We start from the raw sequence: 19,093 nt of genomic DNA, 5'->3' as shown, positions 1-19,093 counted from the left end.
GGAACTCAAAGGGGCAGCCGTGAGGACGGCGCAGGCGACGTAAGCACCGCAACGAAGGAGCGAACGAAGTGAGCGAGTGAGTGAGGAGCACAACGAGCGTGCGCCGTCCTCACGGCTGGGGCTTTGGAAGTGTTCACCGTCGATCCGCCGTCAACAACCATTTATAAGCGAGCGGCTGGGGCTTCAGAGGTCGTCACCACAGAGCCGTCGACGACGTATAAACAGCCGACAGCAACAGCGCAATTCGATTTATAAGCATCCACACCACCACAGTAGTTCACCGACGCTAAGTACGCGTCAGTACACCAGCTCGCCCGAGATGAACTTCCGGGTGCGCTCGTCGGCGGGGTCCTCGAAGATCCGTTCCGTCGGCCCGACCTCGGTGACGCCGTCGTCGAGCAGCACCGCGACGCGGTCCGCGACGCGCTCGGCCTGGTGCATGTCATGGGTCGCCACGACGACGCCGATGCCGCGGGCCCGAGCCTCCTCGATGGCCGCCTCGATGACGGCCGTGTTCCGCGGGTCGAGGTCCGACGTGGGCTCGTCGAGCAGCAGCGCGTCGGGATCGTACGCCAGCGCGCGGGCGAACGACACCCGCTGGGCCTCCCCGCCCGAGAGCGAGGCGGCGTGCTCGCTCGCCTTGTCCGTCAGTCCGACGACGTCCAGCGACTCGCGAACCGCGTCGGGCCTGTCGGCGAGCCCCAGGGCCGCCGCGATCCGGTCGGGCCACGAGCTCCGCACCCGGAGCCCGTATTCGACGTTGCGGGCCACGGACGCGTCGAAGAGGCTGGCCTCCTGGAACACCATCCCGACCCGCCGACGCAGGGCGAGCCGGGCGGCCTCCTCGGCGGCCCACGCGTCGGTGTCGCCGAGCGCGACGGTCCCCGCGTCCGGTTCGAGCGAGAGCGCGAGCGTCCGGAGCAGCGTCGTCTTGCCGACGCCCGAGGGGCCGATGACGCCGAGGACCTCGCCGCCGTCGACCGCGACGGAGAGGTCCCGGAACACCTGTTCGTCGCCGAACGACTGCGAGACGTCGGTCGCCCGGAGCATCAGCGGTTCACCCCTCCGTGTCCGAAGTGAACGACCACGGCGTTGACGGTCAACACGAGCGCGACGAGGATCGCGCCGAGCACGAGCGCCGTCTCGTACTGTCCCTGACGGGCCTCGAGCTGGATGGCGGTGGTCAACGTCCGCGTCTTCGAGATGCCGTCGGCGCTCGTGATGTTCCCGCCGACGATGAGCACGGACCCGACCTCGCTGACTGCGCGGCCGAAGCCGGCCAGGACCGCGGTGGCGATCCCGTACCGCGCCTCCTTCAGGACCACGAGCGCCGCGTCGATGCGCGTGCCGCCGAGCGCGCGCGCGGCGTCGCGAACCCCGTCGTCCACCCCCGAGACGGACGCGAGGGTGATCGCCGTGATCGGCGGCGTCGCCAGCACGAACTGGGACATGATCATCGCCTCCCTCGTGAAGACGAGGTCGAGCGGTCCGAGCGGCCCCCGGTTCGAGACCGCGAAGAGGACGACGAGCCCGACGACCACGCTCGGAAAGCCCATCCCGGTGTTGATGACCGACTTGGCGAACCGCTTGCCCGGGAAGTCGGCGAACCCGATCAGAACGGCCACCGGGACGCTGAACAGCGTGCTCAGTGCCACGGCGGTGAGGCTCACGTACAGCGAGACGTAGATGACGCTCCAGACGTAGCCGTCCCTGAACGGGAGGTCGAAGACCCCGGAGAGCAGGCCGACGACTGGTTCGATCGGCACGCTCACTCGTCGGCCGAGTCGCCACTCCAACCTTCCGGAACGTACTGCTGGAAGTCGGGGTCCTCGGAGACGGCCTCGGGGAAGAACAGCTGTTCGCCGTTCGTCTGGTAGTCGGCGATCGCGTCCTGGGTCCCGGGGCTCGTGATCCACCCGATGTACGCCATCGCGAGGTCGTAGTTGACGTCGTCGTGGACGCCGGGGTTGACGGCCATGATCCCGTAGGGGTTCGAGAGGATCTCCGGCCCGTCCTCGATGGGGCCCTGTACGAGGATCGCGAGGTCGATCGTCGAGCGCTGGGAGATGAACGTGCCGCGGTCCGCGAGCGTGTAGGCGCCCTGCTGGGTCGCGATGTTCAGCGCCTCGCCCATGCCGGAGCCGGTCTCCTGGTACCAGTCGCCGCCGGGCTCGGTGCCCGCGGCCGCCCAGAGGTTCAGCTCCTTGGTGTGCGTGCCGGAGTTGTCGCCGCGAGAAACGAACTCTGCCTGCGCAGCGGCGATCGTCGTGAGCGCCTCGGTCGCCGAACTCACCTCCTGAATCCCCGCCGGGTCGCTCTCGGGCCCGACGATCACGAAGTCGTTGAACATCAGGTCCCGACGGTTGGTGCCGTATCCGTTACGCAGGAACTCGTCTTCGAGCCCGCGGGCGTGAACCATCACCACGTCCGAGTTCCCGTTCCGGGCCGACTCCAGGGCCGCGCCGGTCCCCTTCGCCACGGCGTCGACGGTGACGCCGTACATCTCCTCGAAGTCGACGTGGATCTCGTCGAGCAGTCCGGTGTCGTACGTGCTCGTGGTCGTCGTGAGCGTCAGCGTCTGGCCGGCGACCGAGGGGCCGTCGCCATCGGCGCTCCCGCCGCCGGTGCTCCCGCCGCCCCCACCGACGAGCTGTGCGCAACCGGCGGTGCCCGCGGCGGCGCCAGCACCGAGCGCGGCAAGAAGCCGGCGTCGATGTATCGACATAGATACACCGACGGAGCGATACCGGATATAGCTTCTGTCGCGGGGTAACCAGAACCGGTTATGCGTTCGCGGGACCGTGTGGTGGGGAGCGTCCGGAGGAAGCGATGACGGCGATGGATCCGCTTGGCCGGCCGGCCCCGCTCTGAGCCCGACTACGTCCGGGGGCGGTTACGTTCCGGAACCGGTTACGTCGCCGAAGCGGCTTCGTGCGCGGTCCCCGGCGGTACCGGACGACCGCGTGTGGAGGGAAAACGCCAACACCTCGCGGGGCGACCGTCGGGGTATGGACGAGACCGGCGGCGCCGCGGGGCGCGGGCGAGCCGCGCTCATCGAGGACGGCGTCGAGTTCGACGGCCGCGACGCCGCGCTTCTGCGGGCGGTCCACGAGGCGGGGTCGGTGGCGGGCGCGGCCGCGGAGTTGGGTCGCTCCCGCGCCCGCGCCCTCTCGCGGATCGAGGCGTTGGAGACGGCGTTCGGGACACTCGTCGAGCGCCGACGCGGCGGGTCGGGGGGCGGCGGGAGTCGGCTCTCGTCGGGCGGTCGCACCCTCCTCGACCGGTACGACCGGCTCCAGGCCGTGCTCGCCGCGACCGCGAGCGTCCCCGAGACGGTGCTCGACGGGACCGTCGCGAGCGTCGACGGCGAGCTGGCCGACGTCGACACCGCGGTCGGACGGGTGCGCGGTCTGCACGGCGGGGTGGACGGCACGGCGGACGACCCCGAGGGCGCGGCGGTCGGAGACGCGGTGCAGGTGCGAATCGGCGCCGACGCGGTGACGATTTATAAAGGCGGGGAGCGAGTCGACCCGGATTCCACGAGCGCCCGGAACCGGCTCCGCGGCGAGGTGGTCGGGATCGAGGCCGGCGAGACCGTTTCGACGGTACGGGTCGCGGTGGGCGGGGCTGACGGAGTGGCGTTTCGGGTGCTGATCACGGGCGAGAGCGCGGCGCGGTTGGATCTGGACGCGGGCGACGCGGTGGCGATCCGCTGGAAGGCGACCGCGACGCGGGTCGTCAGTCAGTCGACGACGTCGGGGCGCGAGTAGGGGAGTCGCGGCGACCTCGCGCCGATCGCGGCGAGAAGGAGCGCGGCCAGTCCGTCGGCGCGCGGCCGAGCACCACCCCGCGTTCGCCGCCGACCTCCGGGCAGTGGAGCTCAGGCTGACGCTCTCAGGCTGACGGTCTCGGGCGGTGCGGGCTGAAAGCCGCCGCTGTTCCGTCCGCGCCGCAAGGCGCCTTTTCATAACCCCGTTCGCTTCGTCGGAGCGCACTCCGGCGGCCCGCATCGTGCGGTGGCGACCCAGAGGCTCTTTGCGCTACGACGCCGATGGTCTGACATGACACCGACCGACATCGACGCGGTCCTCGTCGCGGGCGCCACCGGCGGAACGGGCAAAGAGGCGCTCCGGCGAGCCGGGCCGCGGGTAGACACCGTTCGCGCGCTCACCCGGTCGCCGGGGGCCACCGCCGACCTCCGCGCGGCGGGGGCCGACGAGGTCGTGGTAGACGACCTCCTCGATCCGACTGACCTCGGCGCCGCCGTGGACGGCGTGGACGCGGTGATAAGCGCCGTTGGGAGCGCCCGATCGGCCGTCAGAACCGGGCCGCCGTTCGTCGACGGGGCGGGGAACCGCGCGCTGCTGGAGGCGGCGGTCGAGGCCGGCGTGGACGCGTTCGTGATGGAGTCGGCGATCGGCGTCGGCCCCGAGCCGGCGAGCCCGCTCGCGTCGGCCTTCGACGCGTTCATCGGTCCGCTCCAAGAGGCCAAGGGGGAGGCGGAGGCCGCGATCCGCGACGCGCCGATCCGTCACACGATCCTCCGCCCGGGGGTCCTGACGAACGGTCGACGGACGGGGCTCGTCACGACGGCCGAGCCGGGCGAGAAGCTGTGGGGGAGCGTCTCGCGGGCCGACGTGGCGTGGCTCATGACCGCGGCGCCGACGACCGAGGGCGCGGCGAATCGGACGTTCGAAGTCGTCTCCACGCCGCCGTTCCCGGACCGCGGCGTCGACGTGAACTGGACGCTGCCGCGGTGAGTGGCGTGACACACGACGTGCCCGGCGACGAGGGCGGCGGACGCCGGTGGTGCGAGAACTGTCGGATCGCGGTCGAGCCGGTCACCGGCGACCGCGGTCCCGAGTGTCCGAGCTGCGAAAAGACGCTGTGACGGCGGACCGCCTCACTTCCCCCAGAAGGGGTCCCGCTTCCGCTTGGTCTCCAAGTACGCCGCGAGCGCCTCGCGCTCGTCGGCGGTGATCTCCTCTTTCAGCTCCTGTTCGAGGATCTTGGCGTGCTTCTCGGGGAGTTCGGTCCAGAGCGTGTCGCCCTCCTCGATGCCGCGCCCGACGGTGGGGCCGTCGATGGCGATGCTCACGCGCTCGCCGGCGCGCGCCTCGTCGACGTCGTCGCCCTGCTTTTGAATGCCAGAGAGCTGGCCGACGCGCTCGAACTCGTTGCCCTCGAACAGCCCGACGTTGCGGTTGTTCTGGAGCGTGCCCGAGATGACCTCGACGCCGACGACGGCGGGGTCGTTCTGCCGGAACGTGTGGTCGGGGAGGATGCGGAAGCGCGCCGGGCGGACGACCTTGTCCAGCACCGTCTCCTGTTGGGCGCGCTGCTTCTCCTCGACGTACGTCTCGTAGTCCTCGATCAGCTGGTAGATCACGTCGTTCGTGAACAGCTTCACGTCGGCGTTCTCCAGCTCCGTCTCGGCGTTCGTGAGCAGGTCGACGTTGAACCCGAGGATGGCCTTGTGCTCGTCCTGGTTCGCGGTCTCGGCCACGGCGATGTCGCGCGGCGCGATGTCGCCGACCTCCGCGCGCAGGATGGGGACCTCCGCCTCGCGGAGGGCGTTCGCCATCGCCTCCAGGGAGCCGAGCGTGTCCGCCTTGACGACGACGCCGTTCTCTGCGGTCTCGACCTCGATCTCCGCGAGCTCGGCTTTCACCTCCTCGACGACCTCCTCGACCGGGCGGTCGCGGACGACCCGCACCGGCGCGCCCGCCATCGCCCGGTCGAGGTCGGGCGCGGCGATCTTCACCCCGGCGGCGGCGCCGACTTCCGCCACCTTCTCGAACTGCTTCTCCGTGCGGATCTCCTCGAGGGGTCGCGGCTGGAGCAGCGCCCGGATCTCGGTGTCGATCGGGTCCTCCTGTCCGCCGACGACTATCCGGTCGCCGTTGCGCACCACTCCGTCGTACACGACCGTGTCGATGGTGGCGCCGAAACCGCGCTCGTCTTTCACTTCCAGGACCGTCCCCTCGCCCGCCCCGAAGACGTCGATCGCCATCTCCTCTTTCATGAAGCGCTGAGAGAGGCCCATCAGGACGGTGAGCAGGTCGGGGACGCCCTCGCCCGTGATCGCCGAGAGCGGGACGACGCCGATGTTCTTCTGGAAGTCCTGCACGCGCCAGTAGAGGTCGGCGGAGAAGCCGGCGTCGGAGAGCTGGCCGATGATCTCGTAGAGGTTCTCGTTGAGCATCGACTCGGCGCGCTCCGACTGCGCCTCCAGACTCCGCTGGATCGGCTGCCCCGCTTGCGGGTTCCAGCCCGGCGTCGTGTCCACCTTGTTGGCGGCGACGACGAAGGGGGTACCCGTCCGGCGGAGGATGTCGATCGCCTCCTCCGTCTGCGGCTGGAAGCCGTCGTTGACGTCGACGACGAGCACCGCGATGTCGGCGAGCGCGCCGCCGCGGGCGCGCAGCGTCGAGAAGGAGTGGTGGCCCGGCGTGTCGATGAAGAGGAGCCCGGGGAGGTCGAAGTCGGTCGGGTCGATGAGCTCGCCCGCCATCCCGGAGATGGTGTCGAGCGGGATGTCGGTCGCCCCGATGTGTTGCGTGATCGCGCCGGCTTCGCCCTCGCTGACGGCGGAGCCACGGATCTTGTCGAGCAGGCTGGTCTTGCCGTGATCGACGTGGCCCAGCACGGCGACGATCGGCGTCCGAAGGGTGTCCGCGTTTGTGTGGTCGGTCATCAGTGATCGCCCCGAAAAGGTCGGTTGTCTACCGTTCGGCCCGGACGTCAGTTAAGCCTTTCAAAATGCGCCCGTCCGGACCGCGACGGAAGCGGGGCCCGCTGAACGGCGCGTCCGTCGTCCGTCGGACGCCCCCGTGGAGTTTAAGACCGTTGCCCGGGACCGTGCGCACATGGTCGACATCCTCGCGGAGAACCTCTCCGGGAAGGCGGTGATGAGCGCGGACGGAACCGAACTCGGGGACCTGTACAACATCACGATGGACCTCAAGTCGGGCGAGCTCTCCGACCTCCTCGTGAGCCCCCACGAGCACCTCAGTCCGGAGCGCTCGGGCTTCGACGTCGACGAGATGGGGCGTCTGAAAGTGCCGGTTGCGAACGTGCAGGCGGTGAAAGACTACATCGTCGTCGCCCGCTGATGGAAGTCCTCGACACATCGGCGTTCATCCACGAGTACACCACCGACGACGACGTGGTCTCGGTGCCCGAAGTGCACGAGGAGCTCACCGGCGAGGGCGCGCTCCGCTTCGACGCAATGGAGGGGTCCGGCATGGCGATCCACGTCCCGGCTCCGGAGGTCCTCGACAACGTGCGGCGCGCCGCGCGCGGCTCCGGCGACGCCGCGGAGCTGTCCGACACCGACGCCCGGCTTATCGCGACCGCGCTGGAGCTGAGCGCGACGCTGGTCACCGACGACTACGCGATGCAGAACGTCGCCGAGCGGCTCGATCTCACCGTCGAGCCGATCGCCAGAGACGGCATCTCCGAGGAGCGCGAGTGGCGGTTCCAATGCGTCGGCTGCAACCGCACCTTCGACGAGAACAAGGAGCGGTGCCCGATCTGCGGAAGCGATCTGACCCGGAAGAACCCCGCGTAGCGCGGACGAAACGCCTTCTGTTCTGTCAGGCCCGTTCCTAGTCCGCCGACTCCGGTTCCGCCTGCGTCTCGCCGGCGGAACTCCCGGACGCATCCCCGGCGACGGCCTCGGGGGCGGGGTCGTCTCCGGCCTCGGTCCGCCGCTGCGCGTCGCCGGGGAGCGCGGCGGCGAGCGCGTCGGCGTCGATCGGGAGCCGGTCGCGGAGCCGCCCGGCGACCGCGTGCGCCTCGGCGATCTCGACCTCGGCGACCGCCCGGACCAGCGCGACCGCGCGCTCCGCCCGGGCCCGCCGCCACGACTCCTCGCGCGACTGGTACGTGCGGATGGCGCGGAGGAACTCCACCTCGGAGAACTCCGGCCAGTACGGCGCACAGAAGTAGACGGCCGCCTCGTTGCCGTTGGCGTGCCACGGCAGGAAGTTCGAGGTGCGCTCGTCGCCGCCGGTCCGGACGATGAGATCGACGTCCCGGACCGGCCGGTCGTACAGGCGGTCCTCGACGGTCTCGACGTCGACGTCGTCCGGGTGGAGGTCGCCGGCGTCGACGTCCCGCGCGATCGCCCTCGCGGCGTCAAGCAGCTCCGTCCGGCCGCCGTACGCCAGCGCGACGTTCAGCGTGAACCGGTCGTTGTCGGCGGTGCGGCGTTCCGCGTACGCCACCGCGTCGCGCACGCGCTCCGGGAGCCGGTCGACGTCGCCGATCGCGCGGACGCGGACCCCCTGCTCGTGGACGCGGTCGGCGTCGGCGAAGTCGCGGAGCTTGTCCTCAAGCAGGTCGAACAGCGGCCCTAACTCCTCGTCCGGGCGCTCGAAGTTCTCGGTGGAGAAGGCGTACAGCGTCAGCTCCGCGACGCCCAGGTCCGCGCACCAGTCGAGCACGCGCTCGGTGGTGGCGGCGCCGGCGCGGTGGCCGTCGGGCGCGTCGTCGCCCCGCTCGCGCGCGTACCGTCGATTCCCGTCTTGGATGATCGCGACGTGCGTCGGCACGTCCTCGATCTCCCGGTGGAGGTGTCGGCGGTACGCACGCTCGATGAGGTCGCGGGGGCGGTCCAACATATGTGACAACTGACTCGACCGAGGGGTATGTACTTTTATCCTCTGACGGGACGAGTCCCCGCCGATGGACGCCGCCTACGTCTTCCGCGTGGAGTTCCGACTCGCCCCCGAGGGCGCCGTCGTCGACCCGGACCGGTTCGAGACGACGATGGAGGTCCCCGCGAGCGAGCCCGACACCGACGGCTGGCTCTTCTTCCGCGACCGCCTCTGGCGCGCGGAGATCGGGGACGAATCGTCGTTCCGGCGGCTCGCGAGCGACCGGCTCGGCGTCGAGGTCGTCGCCGCCGACTTCCGGGAGCTCCGGACCGACCGAGAGCACCTCGACGCGCTGCGCTCGGCGATCGCCGACGACCTCGACCGATTCAACGCCGACGCCGTCGACGAAGTCCTGCACAAGTACCTCGGGTCGTCGATCCACGTCCGGGAAGAGTGAGACCGGCCCTGTCCCGATCCGAACGGGGCGCCCGCCCCACAACGCACTTATCGGCCGACCGCCTACGGGCGGGCCCATGCCCGTCGCCGACTACGACTTCCACCTGTTCGACCTCGACGGGACCCTCGTCGACGCGGAGTGGTCGTACACTCGCGGCGTCTTCGACCGCGTCGGCGACCGGCTCGGTCGCCGCTTCTCCGACCGGGAGGCGTACGTCCTCTGGCACGGGCTCGGGGGCGCCCGCGGCGACACCCTCCGCGAACTCGGAGTCGACCCCGACGCGTTCTGGCCGGCGTTCCACGCGGAGGAGGACCCGCTCGCCCGCGCAGAGGCGACGTACCTCCACGACGACGCCGCCCACCTGCTCGACCGCGTCGACGACGCCGGCGGCCCGACCGGGCTCGTCACCCACTGCCAGCGGTTCCTCGCCGACCCCGTGCTCGACCGGCTCGACCTCGAGGACCGGTTCGACGCCGTCGTCTGCTGCACCGACGAGACGGGGTGGAAGCCCGACCCCGACCCCATCGAGCTGGCGATGACGGACCTCGGCGTCGACCCCCGGACCGACCGCGGCTACTACGCCGGCGACGGCGAGAGCGACGTGGGCGCGGCGTGGAACGCGGGCCTCGACGCCGTCCACGTCGAGCGCGTGGGCCACGAGGACCGCGGGCGGTGCGTCCTCGGCGACCGCCGCGTCAGCCGGCTCGACGAACTGCTCGGACCGACGTGAGGGTCGCGGCCGCGGTCGACGGAAACGGACCGCGGTCGAACCGCTACGAGCCCGCAGCCCCCCGAATACGCTCTTTGCCGCACTTCGAACAGCGCTCGACGACCTCGTCGGGGTTGACCACCACCGCTCGGCGCTCGTACCGGTGTCGACAGACCAAGTGTTCGATCGACGCGTGCATATCGGGACGAGCGACGGCCCGAGTGAAGAAAGTACCGTAGACACACATTTATACACATAATACACGTCAATCGTCAATCGAATCGCTTGAGAGTTGGATGCTAACGAGTTCATAGCAAATAAAGGCAAATATTTACATAACCTCGGGTCCCCAAAACGAATCGCGTCCGTCGTCCGGGACCGAAACGGTCCTGAGGCGCCGGCGGGAACCGGGCGTATGACGAAGTGGCTCCACAGCGGCCGCCGCCGCGACCTGTGCGCGCTGCTGTACGACGCCGGCGAGCTGCGGGCCCAGCCGCTGAAGAGCCGGCTCGAATCGCACTACGACGAGCGGATCGACCCGGGGTCGTTCTACGCCACGCTGCGGTCGCTCGTCGACTCGGGGTTCCTCGACCGCCGAACGGAGGGGATCGCCGACGTGTACGCGCTCACCGACGCCGGCGAGCGCGCCCTGCTCGACCACTACGCGTGGCTCTCGGAGCGGATCGACGGCGGACCGTCCGACCGGCCCCCGACGGCCGGCGACGCCGACCCGAACCTCAAAGATTAACAAGATCGGCTCGTTTAGTTAATATATGACGGTCGTCAGCGTCTCGATGCCGGAGGAGCTGTTAGAGCGGATCGACGGGTTCGCGGACGAACACGGCTACACCGGGCGCAGCGAGGTCGTCCGCGAGGCGTCCCGGAACCTCCTCGGCGAGTTCGAGGACGCGAAGCTGGAGGACAGGGACCTGATGGCGGTGGTGACGGTGCTCTTCGACTACGAGACCACGAGCGTCGAGGAGCGGATGATGCGGCTCCGCCACGAACACGAGGGGCTCGTCGCTTCCAACTTCCACAGCCACGTCGGCTCGCGGTACTGCATGGAGCTGTTCGTGCTTGAGGGGCGCCTGGAGGACATCTCGGCGTTCGTCGGGAAGATCCGCGCGACGAAGGACACGCTCACGGTCGACTACAGCGTGACGCCGGTCGACGAGTTCGGCGACGGCGGCCTCACGACCGCGGCCGACCGCGGCCACGGTCACGACCACGACGACTGAACGGCAACGCGACCGCGGCGACCGAACGGCATCGCTGTCGTTCCGGCTATTTGCCTGCCCGATCGGCTCCGCCGTCCGCGAGGACGCCCGCGAACGGCACCGCGAACCCGACGACGTAGCCGGCGAGGTGCGCGAACACGTTGCTGCCGAACGGGACCAAGACGAGCGACCCGATCACGCCCGCGAGCGCGACGCTCGCACCGGTGACGTACAGCAGTTCGCGGGCGGGCTCGAGATCGAGTCCCGCCACCCGCGGCGGTCCGACCGCGGCGTACAGCGCGGCCGCGGCGAGGACGGCGCCGACCGCGAACAGCGACCCCACGGCCGGCAGCGGCGGAAAGTAGCCGGCGCCGCTCGGGGCGAGGTACGCGAGCGCGAGCGACGCGAAGACGGCGACGACCGACCACCGCGGGTCGACGCCGAGCGACCCCTCGCTTCGGACCCGCTCGCTTTCCGCCGTCAGCGCCGCGAACCAGACGGCCAGGAGGTAGCCGAGGAGCGCGCTGTTCACGTCCGAGAAGCCGGCGGTCGGAGCGTCGGTCAGGCCGCCGAGCGCGACGATGGTCGCCCACGCGGAGACCAGCGGGACGACCGCGAGATAGGTCGCGACCGACCCGAGGAGCCGCCGGCGCCAGCCGGCGACGACCGAGAGCGGGTACGCGACCGCGACGAGCAGCCAGTAGTTGACGACGTTGTCGAGGAGGTGGGCCGGGTCCGTGTGGACGAAGCTCGACGCGAACGCGGTCCACAGCGCCCACCGGCTCTCGAACACGCCCTCCGTCGCCAGCGAGAGCCGCCACGCCTCGACGCCGGGGAGCAGGCTCACGCCGACGAGCAGGGCCGGCAGCGGGAGGGCGACGAGCGCCAGCTCCGCCGGCGGTCGCGACCGAACGGCGGCGAAGAGCCCCGCGAGCAGCCCGCGGAGGGTGGGCGGGTCGGGACTGTCTCGGTCGCGCTCCGTCGGGTCGCCGACGTCTCCCGGCATTCGATCCCTCCTACGGCGTCGCCGGGCGGACGCTCTCCAGCGCCGCCGCGAAGTCCTCGGTCGTAATCGAGACCTCGTCGGCGTGGTCGTTGGCGGCCTCCCCGTGCTCGTCGGCGACACGTTCGATGGCGATCAGGGCGGCCTCGCGGCACAGCGACGCGATCTCCGCGCCGGAGTACCCTTCGGTCTCGTCGGCCAAGTGCTCCAGGTCGACCCCGTCGACGAGGGGCTTCGAGCGGGTGTGCACGTCGAGGATCTTCCGACGCGCGTCGCGATCGGGCTCGGGGACCTCGATGTGGGTCTCTAACCGACCCGGCCGGAGCAGCGCCGGGTCGAGCGCGTTCCGCCGGTTCGTCGCCGCGAGCACCACGAGATTCGGGTTGTCGCTGGCGCGGTCCAGCTCCGTGAGCAGCTGCGAGACGACGCGCTCGCCGACCCCGGACCCGTCGCCGCCGGCGCCGTCGCGGTCGGCCGCGATCGCGTCGATCTCGTCGAAGAAGACGATCACGGGCGCCGCCTGCCGTGCGCGGTCGAACAGGTCGCGGACCGCCTTCTCCGACTCGCCCACGTACCGGTCGAGCAGCTCGGGACCGGCCACCTGGATGAAGTTCACGCCGCTCTCGCCCGCGATCGCCCGGGCGAGGAGGGTCTTCCCGGTTCCGGGCGGCCCGTGAAGCAGGACGCCCGTCGGCGGGTCGGCGTCGGCGGCCTCGAAGAGGGGACCGTACGTCAGCGGCCACGTGACGGCGCGCTCCAGCTTCTCCTTGGCCTCCGGCAGCCCGCCCACGTCCGCGAAGTCGGTGGCGGGCTGCTCGGCGACGTACTCGCGCATCGCGCTCGGCTCGACGTTGGCGTGGGCCGCCTCGAAGTCGACCTTCGCGACGGTCACGTCGTCGAGGGCCGCGGCGTCCGACTCACGGGCGCGCCGCAGCGCGGTCATCGCCGCCTCCTGGGCGAGCCCCTCGATGTCGGCGCCGACGAAGCCGTGCGTCCGGGCCGCGATGCGGTCGAGGTCCACGTCGTCCGCGAGCGGCATCCGACGCGTGTGCACGTCGAGGATCTGCCGGCGGCCGGTCTCGCCGGGCACGCCGATCTCGATCTCGCGGTCGAACCGCCCGCCCCGCCTGAGGGCGGGGTCGAGGGTGTCGACGCGGTTGGTCGCGCCGATGACGATCACGTCGCCGCGGGCGTCGAGGCCGTCCATCAGCGAGAGCAGCTGACCGACGACGCGGTTCTCCACGTCGCCGCCGTCGTCCCGCTTGCCCGCGATCGAGTCGATCTCGTCGAAGAAGATTATCGCCGGCGCGTCCTCGCTGGCGCGCTCGAACACGTCCCGCAGGCGCTCCTCCGACTCGCCCTTGTACTTCGACATGATCTCCGGGCCGTCGACCGTGATGAACGTCGCGTCGACCTCGTTGGCGACGGCGCGGGCGATCAGCGTCTTCCCGGTCCCCGGCGGGCCGTGGAGCAGGACGCCCTTCGGGGGGTCGATCCCGAGCCGGGTGAACACGCCGGGCTCCGAGAGGGGGAGCTCGATCGTCTCGCGGACGAGCTCCAGCTCCTCGTCGAGCCCGCCGATGTCCTCGTAGGTCGCGCCCGCGGTGTGCTCCGCCGGGGGCTCGGTCCCGCCGCCGGTCGGACGGGCGTCGGTTCCGGGAGCGTCGGCGGGTGCGGCGTCGCTTCCGGCGGAGTCGGCCCCGGTGGACCCGGTGGACCCGGCAGCCCCGTCGGACCCGCCGGACCGGTCCGTGGAGGCGCCGCGTCTCCCCCGAGAGTCGGAGTCGGTCCCGTATCGCACCGACACGTCGGTGCGAGTCGTGACGCGGACCGTGCCCGCCGGGTCCGTCTCGGCGACGACGAACCGGATCCCGCCGAGCCGCTCGACGTGGACGGCCTCGCCCCGGGTGACGGGGCGGTCGCGGAGGTCGCGGGCGAGCGCGCGCTCGACCACCTCGCGGCTCACGTCGACGTCGGCGAGCTCCGCGGGCGCCGCGAGCGCGACGCTGTCGGCGTCCGCCACGTCGACGGGCGCGACGGTGACGGTGTCGCCGACCTTCACGCCGGCGTTCGCGCGGGTGTCGGCGTCGATGAGGACGGAGCCCTCTCGGGCGCCCGCGCCGCCGGGCCACACCTTCGCGACCGCGGTGCGCTCGCCGCGGATCTCGACGGTGTCGCCGCTGAGGAGGCCGAGTCGCTTCCTGGAGGGTTCGGGGAGCCGAGCGATGCCCCGGCCCGCGTCCCGCTTCTCGGCGGCACGCACCGTGAGCCGGAGGCCGGCGGTGTCGTTCATACGTCTCGTACTCGCCGATAACCCTTTACCCTTGTCCGGCGCCGTCGGGAGTCGGTTCATAACCGTGGATGTGGTCCAAACGGTCGGAGGGGTAGCGACGATTGCTTATAAATAGCGGTTGCGGTGGCGCGTGCCGGCGAGCGGCCCCCAGGGTCGCGAGTCGCACGCGCGACGAGGCTGGGGAGGTTTTGAGGTGCGGTGCTGTGCGGTGGGTTTTGAAGTCGGTCGTCCCAGCGCCGTCGATCCGTTATAAATATGCGACGGCAGCGCGCAGATTTACTTATAAAAGTCTGTTCCACGACCAGAGACTCCGAAATCGCGCGAGTACCGACCGCAACCCCCTTACCCCGCCCGGGCCCGCCTTGGAGTATGCAACCGACAGGGCACCTGCGCGGCGACGCGGTCCGCGTCGCCGGCGACGCCCGCCAGCGCTTCCACGACTCCCGCGGCTACGGGCGACCGCTCGACGGGAACGAGATCGCGCTCTCGCGCGTCGAGGCGGCCCACCTCCTCTTCCGCGGCGACCTCTCCGGCGTCGCCCTCGCCCCCGACGCCGACCCCGTCGGCTTCGAGCGCTTCTTCGTCGAGTGCGCGGCCGCGACCGACCGCTTCGCGGTGCGGTACCTCGTCTACGCGGACCTGCGCGACCGCGGCTTCTACCTCTCGCCCGCCCGCGAGCCGTGGCCCGGCGGCGGCGTCGACGCGCCCGAGGCCGTCGACTTCGTCGCCTACGAGCGCGGCTCGACGCCCGACACGGGGAACGTCAAGTACCCCGTGCAGGTCGTCGGCGAGCGCGAGTCGCTCCCGGCCGCCGGGCTCGCCGGGCGCACCCTCGCCGTCGTCGACGAGGAGTCCGACATCACGTACTTCGCGGCGACCGAGGGGTCGATCGCCGGCGCCACCGACTACGAGCCGCCGGCGCGGCTCGACGGGGTCCTCCTCGCCGACCGCGTGGTCGTCTGGGACGCCCCCGAGGGGCTCTACGAGCGCGGCTTCTACGGCCAGCCCCTCACCGGCCGCGCCGCGGCGGTGGAGGGCGCGGTCCAGCTCTCCCTCGTCGAGGCCGCGTCGCTCGCGGCCGACGGCGTGCTGTCGCTGTCGGCGTCGGTGGGGACGGCGGGCGCGGCGGACGAGGCGGGCGACCCCTCCGACGCGGGCACACCGGAGCCGGACGGCCCCGCTGCCGCGATCGTCGCCCGGGGGCGCGAGGTGGAGGGCGATCGGTTCGACCGTCGGCTCGCCGTTTATCAGCGTCTCCGCGAGGCCGACGCCGTGCCGAAGACCGGCTTCAAGTTCGGCGCGGACTTCCGGACGTACCTCGACGTGGAGACGGTCGAGGACCTGCCGCACTCCGAGCACCTCGTGCGCGTCGTCGAGGGCGACCACCGCTTTTCGCCCCGCGAGCTCTCGCTCGACGTGCGGCTCGCGGGCGGCGTCCGCAAGGAGATGGTGTTCGCGCTGACGGCGGCGGCGGGCGGGAACGGCGGAGGCGACGGGACCGCCGAGGGAGGCGCGGCCCGCGACGCCGACGTGGAGTGGCTCTCGATCGGGCGGCTGACGCCGTAGCCCGCCGAAGGTCCGTCCCGCCGCTTACGACACCGTCACGCTCTCGTCGAAGAGCGCGGAGAACAGCTTGTTCTCGGCCGCACGGAGGTGCTGGGTGAACGTCGTCTGTGAGATGTCCATCATCGACGCGACCTCTTCCCCGGTGTGTTCGCGGGGCCACTCGAAGAACCCGGCGAAGTGCGCGGTACGCGCCGCTTCGCGCTGTCGGTCGGTTAACTCCCCTGCCAGCCGCTTCCGGAAGCCGTCCTCGGTCTGCACGTCTCGCTCGCGCTCGCGCTGCGCGACGAGCGTCAGTCCGTCGTACGTCGTCTGAAGCGCGTCGACGACGGTCCGGATGTCGTTCGAGCTGGCGACGCGCGCGACCAGCGTCCCGCTCGTACCGGCGAGCGAGAGGGATTCGACGCTCGCACCGTACTGCGCCAGCGTCGCGACGATCGACCGCTCACGGAGCGAGAGCCGGAACAGGGAGCGGCCCTCGTGGGTGTAGACGTGCTGTGCCGCGTCGACGCCGTCGGCCTCGGCGGCGTACTCGGAGACGGCGTCCGACTCGGCGTCCGCGACGGTGACGTACTGGACGCGGTCGCTGTCGCCGCCGCCGACGTGCTCGACGGCGACCGTGCAGTCGAGCCGCGCCGCCATGTTCGCCAACGGCTCGTCGATCCCCGTCAGCTGGAACTCCAGTTCGGTGACGCTGTCCGCGGCGAGCGTCTGCTTGCTCTCGACGGCGCTGATCGCGTCCGCGACGGTGCGACCCAGTTCGGCGAAGATGTCGCGTTCGATCAGGTCGAACGCGTCGGCGTTGCGAGTCATCACGACGAGCACGCCGTACTCCGCGCCGCGGTACGCGAGCGGTACCACGACGCAGTGCGCCCCGCCGGCCGCCCCGGCGAACTCGTCGTCGATCTCGGTGAACACCGGACGAGAGCCGTCGAGCGCCGCTTCGATCGGCGTCGGATCGGTCGCACACAACGCCTCGATGTGGGCGTCGAGCGAGTCGGGGTCGGTCCCCGCACACGAGCGCGGACTGACCGTGCCGTCGACGAGCCCGCGTCCGCCGGTCCAGGCCACGTCGAAGAGGTCGGAGGAAGCGAACCGCTCGCACACCTCGGATTCGATCTCGTCTCGCGTCGACGCGGCGACGAGTTCCCGGTTGACGTCGCGGAGCACCGCGTTCGTGTTGTTCAGGAGGGTCAGCCGCTCGTTCTGATCTTCGATGCGCAGCTCGCGCTCCTTCCGTTCGGTGACGTCGCGCTCGATCGCGACGTAGCGTTCCACGTCCCCGTCTTCGGTGATCGGCGCGATCGTCGCGTCGATCCAGCAGAGCTCCCCCGACTTGCGGCGGTTCGTCAGCTCGCCCTCCCAGACGGACCCGGACGCGATCCGTTCCCAGAGCCCCTCGTAGAACTCCTCGTCGTGTTTCCCCGACTGCCAGAGCCGCGGGTTCTCTCCGATCACCTCGTCCGGCTCGTAGCCCGTGACCGTCTCGACGGCCGGGTTCGCGTACTCGATGGTGCCGTCCGGGTCGGTGAGGAAGATCGCGTGCCCGGCGTGTTCGATGGCTTTTCGGTAGCCCCGGAGCCGCTCGTTCGCCCGCTGCAGCTGCGTTTTGACGGCGTTCTCCTCGTCGACGTACTCGGAAAGGTAATACACCGTCAACAGGGTGAGCGCGCTCACGACGAGCCCGGGGAGCTCCTCGATCCCGGTGGTCGCCGTCCGCACGGTGAGCAGCTGCCGGAGCGTCATGAAGGTCAGAAGCAGCGTCAGGAAGCCGAACCGCCGGTCGCGGGTGCTCGCCAGCAGCAGGATCGAGTAGCCGACGCCGAGCAGCCGGAGCCCGATCGAGAGGGCGATGATCCAGTTCATACGACCGCTCTGCCCCCCGGGCGGACCGGCGTCGCCGGCCCGCCGACCGTTCGTCCGTCTCGGCGCGACCCGTTCATACCCGAGAGGTGTCCGTTCTCGTTGATAATGTCGGCGGTCGCTGGCGCGCGGCGGGGAACGGACCGATCCGGGGGGCGATCACCCCGATCCAAACAGTATTGGTACGCGCACTATGGGGTGTCTCCCCGGGGAGACCCCGAATCAAACTGTATGGGTATCGCCCTTTCCACCGGTCTCTACGTACAGTTACGTGTATGACCTCCAGGACCAACCGGCCGGCGCGGAACGGACCGCTCGTCGGCGAGACGACCGGCGACGGGTGGTGGCGATGAGCACCGCTGACGACGGAGACACCCTCCCCGGCATCCCGAACGTCGGGAAGGCCGACCTCGACGCGATGGTGGAGAACGAGCGACCCGACCCGCGAGACGAGCTCGCGGACGTCGAGGCGGACACGGACCTCGGCGTCGAGATGGCCGAAGACGCACAGCGCGTCGCGCGCGGTGAGCTGTCCGGCGACGAGTACTGGGAGAAGCACGACGAGGCCGCCGCCGCGGAGTTCGGCGAGGCGTACCGCGAGACGCCGAACCCGGCGGTCGACGCCGGCGACCAGACCGTCTCGACGGAGACGGCCGAGTCGCTGAGCTGCGCCGTCGGCTCGATGGACACGGTCTCCACGGAGTCGGCGCAGGTCGAGGGCGACGGGCCGGAGGGCGGAATCGGCGCGGGCGACCAGAAGTGGGGGATGGTGATCGACCTCCAGAAGTGCGTCGGCTGCGACTCGTGTACGGTCGCCTGCAAGTCCGAGAACCGGACGCCCCCGGGCGTCTCGTACAACGTCGTGATGGAGGAGGAACACGGCGAGTTCCCGAACGTCACGCGGACGAACGTGCCGCGCCCGTGCATGCAGTGCGACAACCCGCCGTGCGTCCAGGTGTGTCCCGTCTCCGCGACGTACAAGATGGACGACGGCGTGGTCAACATCGACTACGACCGGTGTATCGGCTGCCGGTACTGCAACATCGCTTGTCCGTACGGCGCGCGGTACTTCGACTTCGGCGAGAACTACGACGACGAGGTCGACGAGGCGGGCGAAATCACGAGCCCAGAGTACGGCGTCGACCGCGGCCCGCGCGAAGAGGGGAAGTCGCCGATCGGCAACATCCGCAAGTGCAGCTTCTGCACGCACCGGTTAGAGCGCGGCGAAGAGCCCGCGTGCGTCGAGACCTGCGTCGGCGACGCCCGGAACATGGGCGACCTCGAGAACCCCGACAGCGACGTCGCGAAGATGGCCGACTCGTCGCGCGCGTTCCAACTGAAAGAAGACGAAGGGACCGACCCCAACGTCTACTACCTCAAATAGA

20 protein-coding genes are annotated in these 19,093 nt (G+C 70.6%); 11 read left to right on the top strand and 9 right to left on the bottom strand.

Annotated features, from left to right (window positions below):
- Positions 1-297: 297 nt before the first annotated feature.
- The 3 genes from C468_RS06655 to C468_RS06645 are packed head-to-tail and all read right to left on the bottom strand — an operon-like array spanning position 298 to position 2,725.
- Positions 298-1,050 (bottom strand): amino acid ABC transporter ATP-binding protein, encoded by a 753-nt coding sequence (locus tag C468_RS06655; RefSeq protein WP_008848120.1) that lies wholly within the window; start codon positions 1,048-1,050, stop codon positions 298-300.
- Entirely contained in the window at positions 1,050-1,772 is a 723-nt protein-coding gene (locus tag C468_RS06650) for an ABC transporter permease (RefSeq protein WP_008848119.1), read from the bottom strand. Before C468_RS06650 ends, C468_RS06655 begins: the two co-directional genes overlap by 1 nt.
- Entirely contained in the window at positions 1,769-2,725 is a 957-nt protein-coding gene (locus C468_RS06645) for a substrate-binding domain-containing protein (protein WP_008848118.1), read from the bottom strand. Before C468_RS06645 ends, C468_RS06650 begins: the two co-directional genes overlap by 4 nt.
- Before the next feature lie 283 nt (positions 2,726-3,008).
- On the opposite strand from C468_RS06645, the gene C468_RS06640 reads away from it, so the two are divergent.
- From C468_RS06640 to C468_RS19095, 3 genes are all read left to right on the top strand, one after another.
- Entirely contained in the window at positions 3,009-3,770 is a 762-nt protein-coding gene (locus C468_RS06640) for a TOBE domain-containing protein (protein ID WP_008848117.1), read from the top strand.
- A gap of 291 nt (positions 3,771-4,061) precedes the next feature.
- Positions 4,062-4,760, top strand: a complete 699-nt coding sequence (locus tag C468_RS06635; protein ID WP_008848116.1) for an SDR family oxidoreductase — start codon at positions 4,062-4,064, stop codon at positions 4,758-4,760.
- Complete coding sequence (locus tag C468_RS19095) at positions 4,757-4,891, top strand: hypothetical protein (RefSeq protein WP_275039707.1); 135 nt, start codon at positions 4,757-4,759, stop codon at positions 4,889-4,891. The genes C468_RS06635 and C468_RS19095 overlap by 4 nt, the downstream gene beginning before the upstream one ends.
- A gap of 12 nt (positions 4,892-4,903) precedes the next feature.
- On the opposite strand, the gene infB is transcribed toward C468_RS19095, so the two are convergent.
- Positions 4,904-6,697 (bottom strand): translation initiation factor IF-2, encoded by a 1,794-nt coding sequence (gene infB / locus C468_RS06630; protein ID WP_008848115.1) that lies wholly within the window; start codon positions 6,695-6,697, stop codon positions 4,904-4,906.
- A 172-nt stretch (positions 6,698-6,869) separates the two neighbouring features.
- On the opposite strand from infB, the gene C468_RS06625 reads away from it, so the two are divergent.
- Positions 6,870-7,115: a PRC-barrel domain-containing protein gene (locus C468_RS06625; RefSeq protein ID WP_008848114.1), complete on the top strand. Its 246-nt coding sequence runs from the start codon at positions 6,870-6,872 to the stop codon at positions 7,113-7,115.
- Positions 7,115-7,573 (top strand): NOB1 family endonuclease, encoded by a 459-nt coding sequence (locus C468_RS06620; protein WP_008848113.1) that lies wholly within the window; start codon positions 7,115-7,117, stop codon positions 7,571-7,573. Before C468_RS06625 ends, C468_RS06620 begins: the two co-directional genes overlap by 1 nt.
- 37 nt (positions 7,574-7,610) lie before the next feature.
- On the opposite strand, the gene uppS is transcribed toward C468_RS06620, so the two are convergent.
- Positions 7,611-8,627 (bottom strand): polyprenyl diphosphate synthase, encoded by a 1,017-nt coding sequence (gene uppS, locus C468_RS06615; protein WP_008848112.1) that lies wholly within the window; start codon positions 8,625-8,627, stop codon positions 7,611-7,613.
- Between the two features lie 64 nt (positions 8,628-8,691).
- On the opposite strand from uppS, the gene lwrS reads away from it, so the two are divergent.
- Both lwrS and C468_RS06605 read left to right on the top strand, forming a co-directional pair.
- Positions 8,692-9,060: an LWR-salt protein gene (gene lwrS / locus C468_RS06610; RefSeq protein ID WP_008848111.1), complete on the top strand. Its 369-nt coding sequence runs from the start codon at positions 8,692-8,694 to the stop codon at positions 9,058-9,060.
- A 76-nt stretch (positions 9,061-9,136) separates the two neighbouring features.
- Complete coding sequence (locus C468_RS06605) at positions 9,137-9,790, top strand: HAD family hydrolase (protein ID WP_008848110.1); 654 nt, start codon at positions 9,137-9,139, stop codon at positions 9,788-9,790.
- 43 nt (positions 9,791-9,833) lie between these two features.
- On the opposite strand, the gene C468_RS19090 is transcribed toward C468_RS06605, so the two are convergent.
- Entirely contained in the window at positions 9,834-9,968 is a 135-nt protein-coding gene (locus tag C468_RS19090) for a hypothetical protein (protein ID WP_275039706.1), read from the bottom strand.
- Positions 9,969-10,184: 216 nt separating this feature from the next.
- Here C468_RS19090 and C468_RS06600 point away from each other — a divergent pair, with 216 nt between their 5' ends.
- Positions 10,185-10,517, top strand: a complete 333-nt coding sequence (locus C468_RS06600) for a PadR family transcriptional regulator (protein ID WP_008848109.1) — start codon at positions 10,185-10,187, stop codon at positions 10,515-10,517.
- Between the two features lie 25 nt (positions 10,518-10,542).
- On the top strand, positions 10,543-11,007 hold the full coding sequence (locus C468_RS06595; protein ID WP_008848108.1) for a CopG family ribbon-helix-helix protein: 465 nt from the start codon (positions 10,543-10,545) through the stop codon (positions 11,005-11,007).
- Positions 11,008-11,053: 46 nt separating this feature from the next.
- Here the strand turns inward: C468_RS06595 and C468_RS06590 are convergent, their stop codons facing one another.
- Positions 11,054-11,992 carry a rhomboid family intramembrane serine protease gene (locus C468_RS06590; protein WP_008848107.1) on the bottom strand — a complete coding sequence of 313 codons (939 nt, stop codon included), beginning with the start codon at positions 11,990-11,992 and terminating at the stop codon, positions 11,054-11,056.
- Between the two features lie 10 nt (positions 11,993-12,002).
- On the bottom strand, positions 12,003-14,282 hold the full coding sequence (locus C468_RS06585) for an AAA family ATPase (RefSeq protein ID WP_008848106.1): 2,280 nt from the start codon (positions 14,280-14,282) through the stop codon (positions 12,003-12,005).
- Positions 14,283-14,651: 369 nt separating this feature from the next.
- Between C468_RS06585 and endA the strand changes: the two genes are divergently transcribed.
- On the top strand, positions 14,652-15,848 hold the full coding sequence (gene endA / locus C468_RS06580) for a tRNA-intron lyase (RefSeq protein WP_008848105.1): 1,197 nt from the start codon (positions 14,652-14,654) through the stop codon (positions 15,846-15,848).
- Between the two features lie 24 nt (positions 15,849-15,872).
- On the opposite strand, the gene C468_RS06575 is transcribed toward endA, so the two are convergent.
- Positions 15,873-17,711: a bacterio-opsin activator domain-containing protein gene (locus C468_RS06575; RefSeq protein WP_008848104.1), complete on the bottom strand. Its 1,839-nt coding sequence runs from the start codon at positions 17,709-17,711 to the stop codon at positions 15,873-15,875.
- Positions 17,712-18,057: 346 nt separating this feature from the next.
- Here C468_RS06575 and C468_RS06570 point away from each other — a divergent pair, with 346 nt between their 5' ends.
- Positions 18,058-19,092, top strand: a complete 1,035-nt coding sequence (locus tag C468_RS06570; RefSeq protein ID WP_008848103.1) for a 4Fe-4S dicluster domain-containing protein — start codon at positions 18,058-18,060, stop codon at positions 19,090-19,092.
- Position 19,093: the final 1 nt, after the last annotated feature.

The sequence above is a fragment of the Halorubrum kocurii JCM 14978 genome, from assembly GCF_000337355.1.
Taxonomy (GTDB): Archaea; Halobacteriota; Halobacteria; order Halobacteriales; family Haloferacaceae; genus Halorubrum; species Halorubrum kocurii.
This window is presented reverse-complemented; position numbering and strand designations above follow the sequence as displayed.

What these genes read in the sequence shown, in the direction of transcription:
- C468_RS06655 (WP_008848120.1), bottom strand. Translation starts at nt 1,050, where the DNA reads ATGCTCCGGGCGACCGACGTCTCGCAGTCGTTCGGCGACGAACAGGTG.
- C468_RS06645 (WP_008848118.1), bottom strand. Translation starts at nt 2,725, where the DNA reads ATGTCGATACATCGACGCCGGCTTCTTGCCGCGCTCGGTGCTGGCGCC.
- C468_RS06640 (WP_008848117.1), top strand. Translation starts at nt 3,009, where the DNA reads ATGGACGAGACCGGCGGCGCCGCGGGGCGCGGGCGAGCCGCGCTCATC.
- C468_RS06635 (WP_008848116.1), top strand. Translation starts at nt 4,062, where the DNA reads ATGACACCGACCGACATCGACGCGGTCCTCGTCGCGGGCGCCACCGGC.
- infB (WP_008848115.1), bottom strand. Translation starts at nt 6,697, where the DNA reads ATGACCGACCACACAAACGCGGACACCCTTCGGACGCCGATCGTCGCC.
- C468_RS06625 (WP_008848114.1), top strand. Translation starts at nt 6,870, where the DNA reads ATGGTCGACATCCTCGCGGAGAACCTCTCCGGGAAGGCGGTGATGAGC.
- C468_RS06620 (WP_008848113.1), top strand. Translation starts at nt 7,115, where the DNA reads ATGGAAGTCCTCGACACATCGGCGTTCATCCACGAGTACACCACCGAC.
- uppS (WP_008848112.1), bottom strand. Translation starts at nt 8,627, where the DNA reads ATGTTGGACCGCCCCCGCGACCTCATCGAGCGTGCGTACCGCCGACAC.
- lwrS (WP_008848111.1), top strand. Translation starts at nt 8,692, where the DNA reads ATGGACGCCGCCTACGTCTTCCGCGTGGAGTTCCGACTCGCCCCCGAG.
- C468_RS06605 (WP_008848110.1), top strand. Translation starts at nt 9,137, where the DNA reads ATGCCCGTCGCCGACTACGACTTCCACCTGTTCGACCTCGACGGGACC.
- C468_RS19090 (WP_275039706.1), bottom strand. Translation starts at nt 9,968, where the DNA reads ATGCACGCGTCGATCGAACACTTGGTCTGTCGACACCGGTACGAGCGC.
- C468_RS06600 (WP_008848109.1), top strand. Translation starts at nt 10,185, where the DNA reads ATGACGAAGTGGCTCCACAGCGGCCGCCGCCGCGACCTGTGCGCGCTG.
- C468_RS06595 (WP_008848108.1), top strand. Translation starts at nt 10,543, where the DNA reads ATGACGGTCGTCAGCGTCTCGATGCCGGAGGAGCTGTTAGAGCGGATC.
- C468_RS06590 (WP_008848107.1), bottom strand. Translation starts at nt 11,992, where the DNA reads ATGCCGGGAGACGTCGGCGACCCGACGGAGCGCGACCGAGACAGTCCC.
- C468_RS06585 (WP_008848106.1), bottom strand. Translation starts at nt 14,282, where the DNA reads ATGAACGACACCGCCGGCCTCCGGCTCACGGTGCGTGCCGCCGAGAAG.
- endA (WP_008848105.1), top strand. Translation starts at nt 14,652, where the DNA reads ATGCAACCGACAGGGCACCTGCGCGGCGACGCGGTCCGCGTCGCCGGC.
- C468_RS06575 (WP_008848104.1), bottom strand. Translation starts at nt 17,711, where the DNA reads ATGAACTGGATCATCGCCCTCTCGATCGGGCTCCGGCTGCTCGGCGTC.
- C468_RS06570 (WP_008848103.1), top strand. Translation starts at nt 18,058, where the DNA reads ATGAGCACCGCTGACGACGGAGACACCCTCCCCGGCATCCCGAACGTC.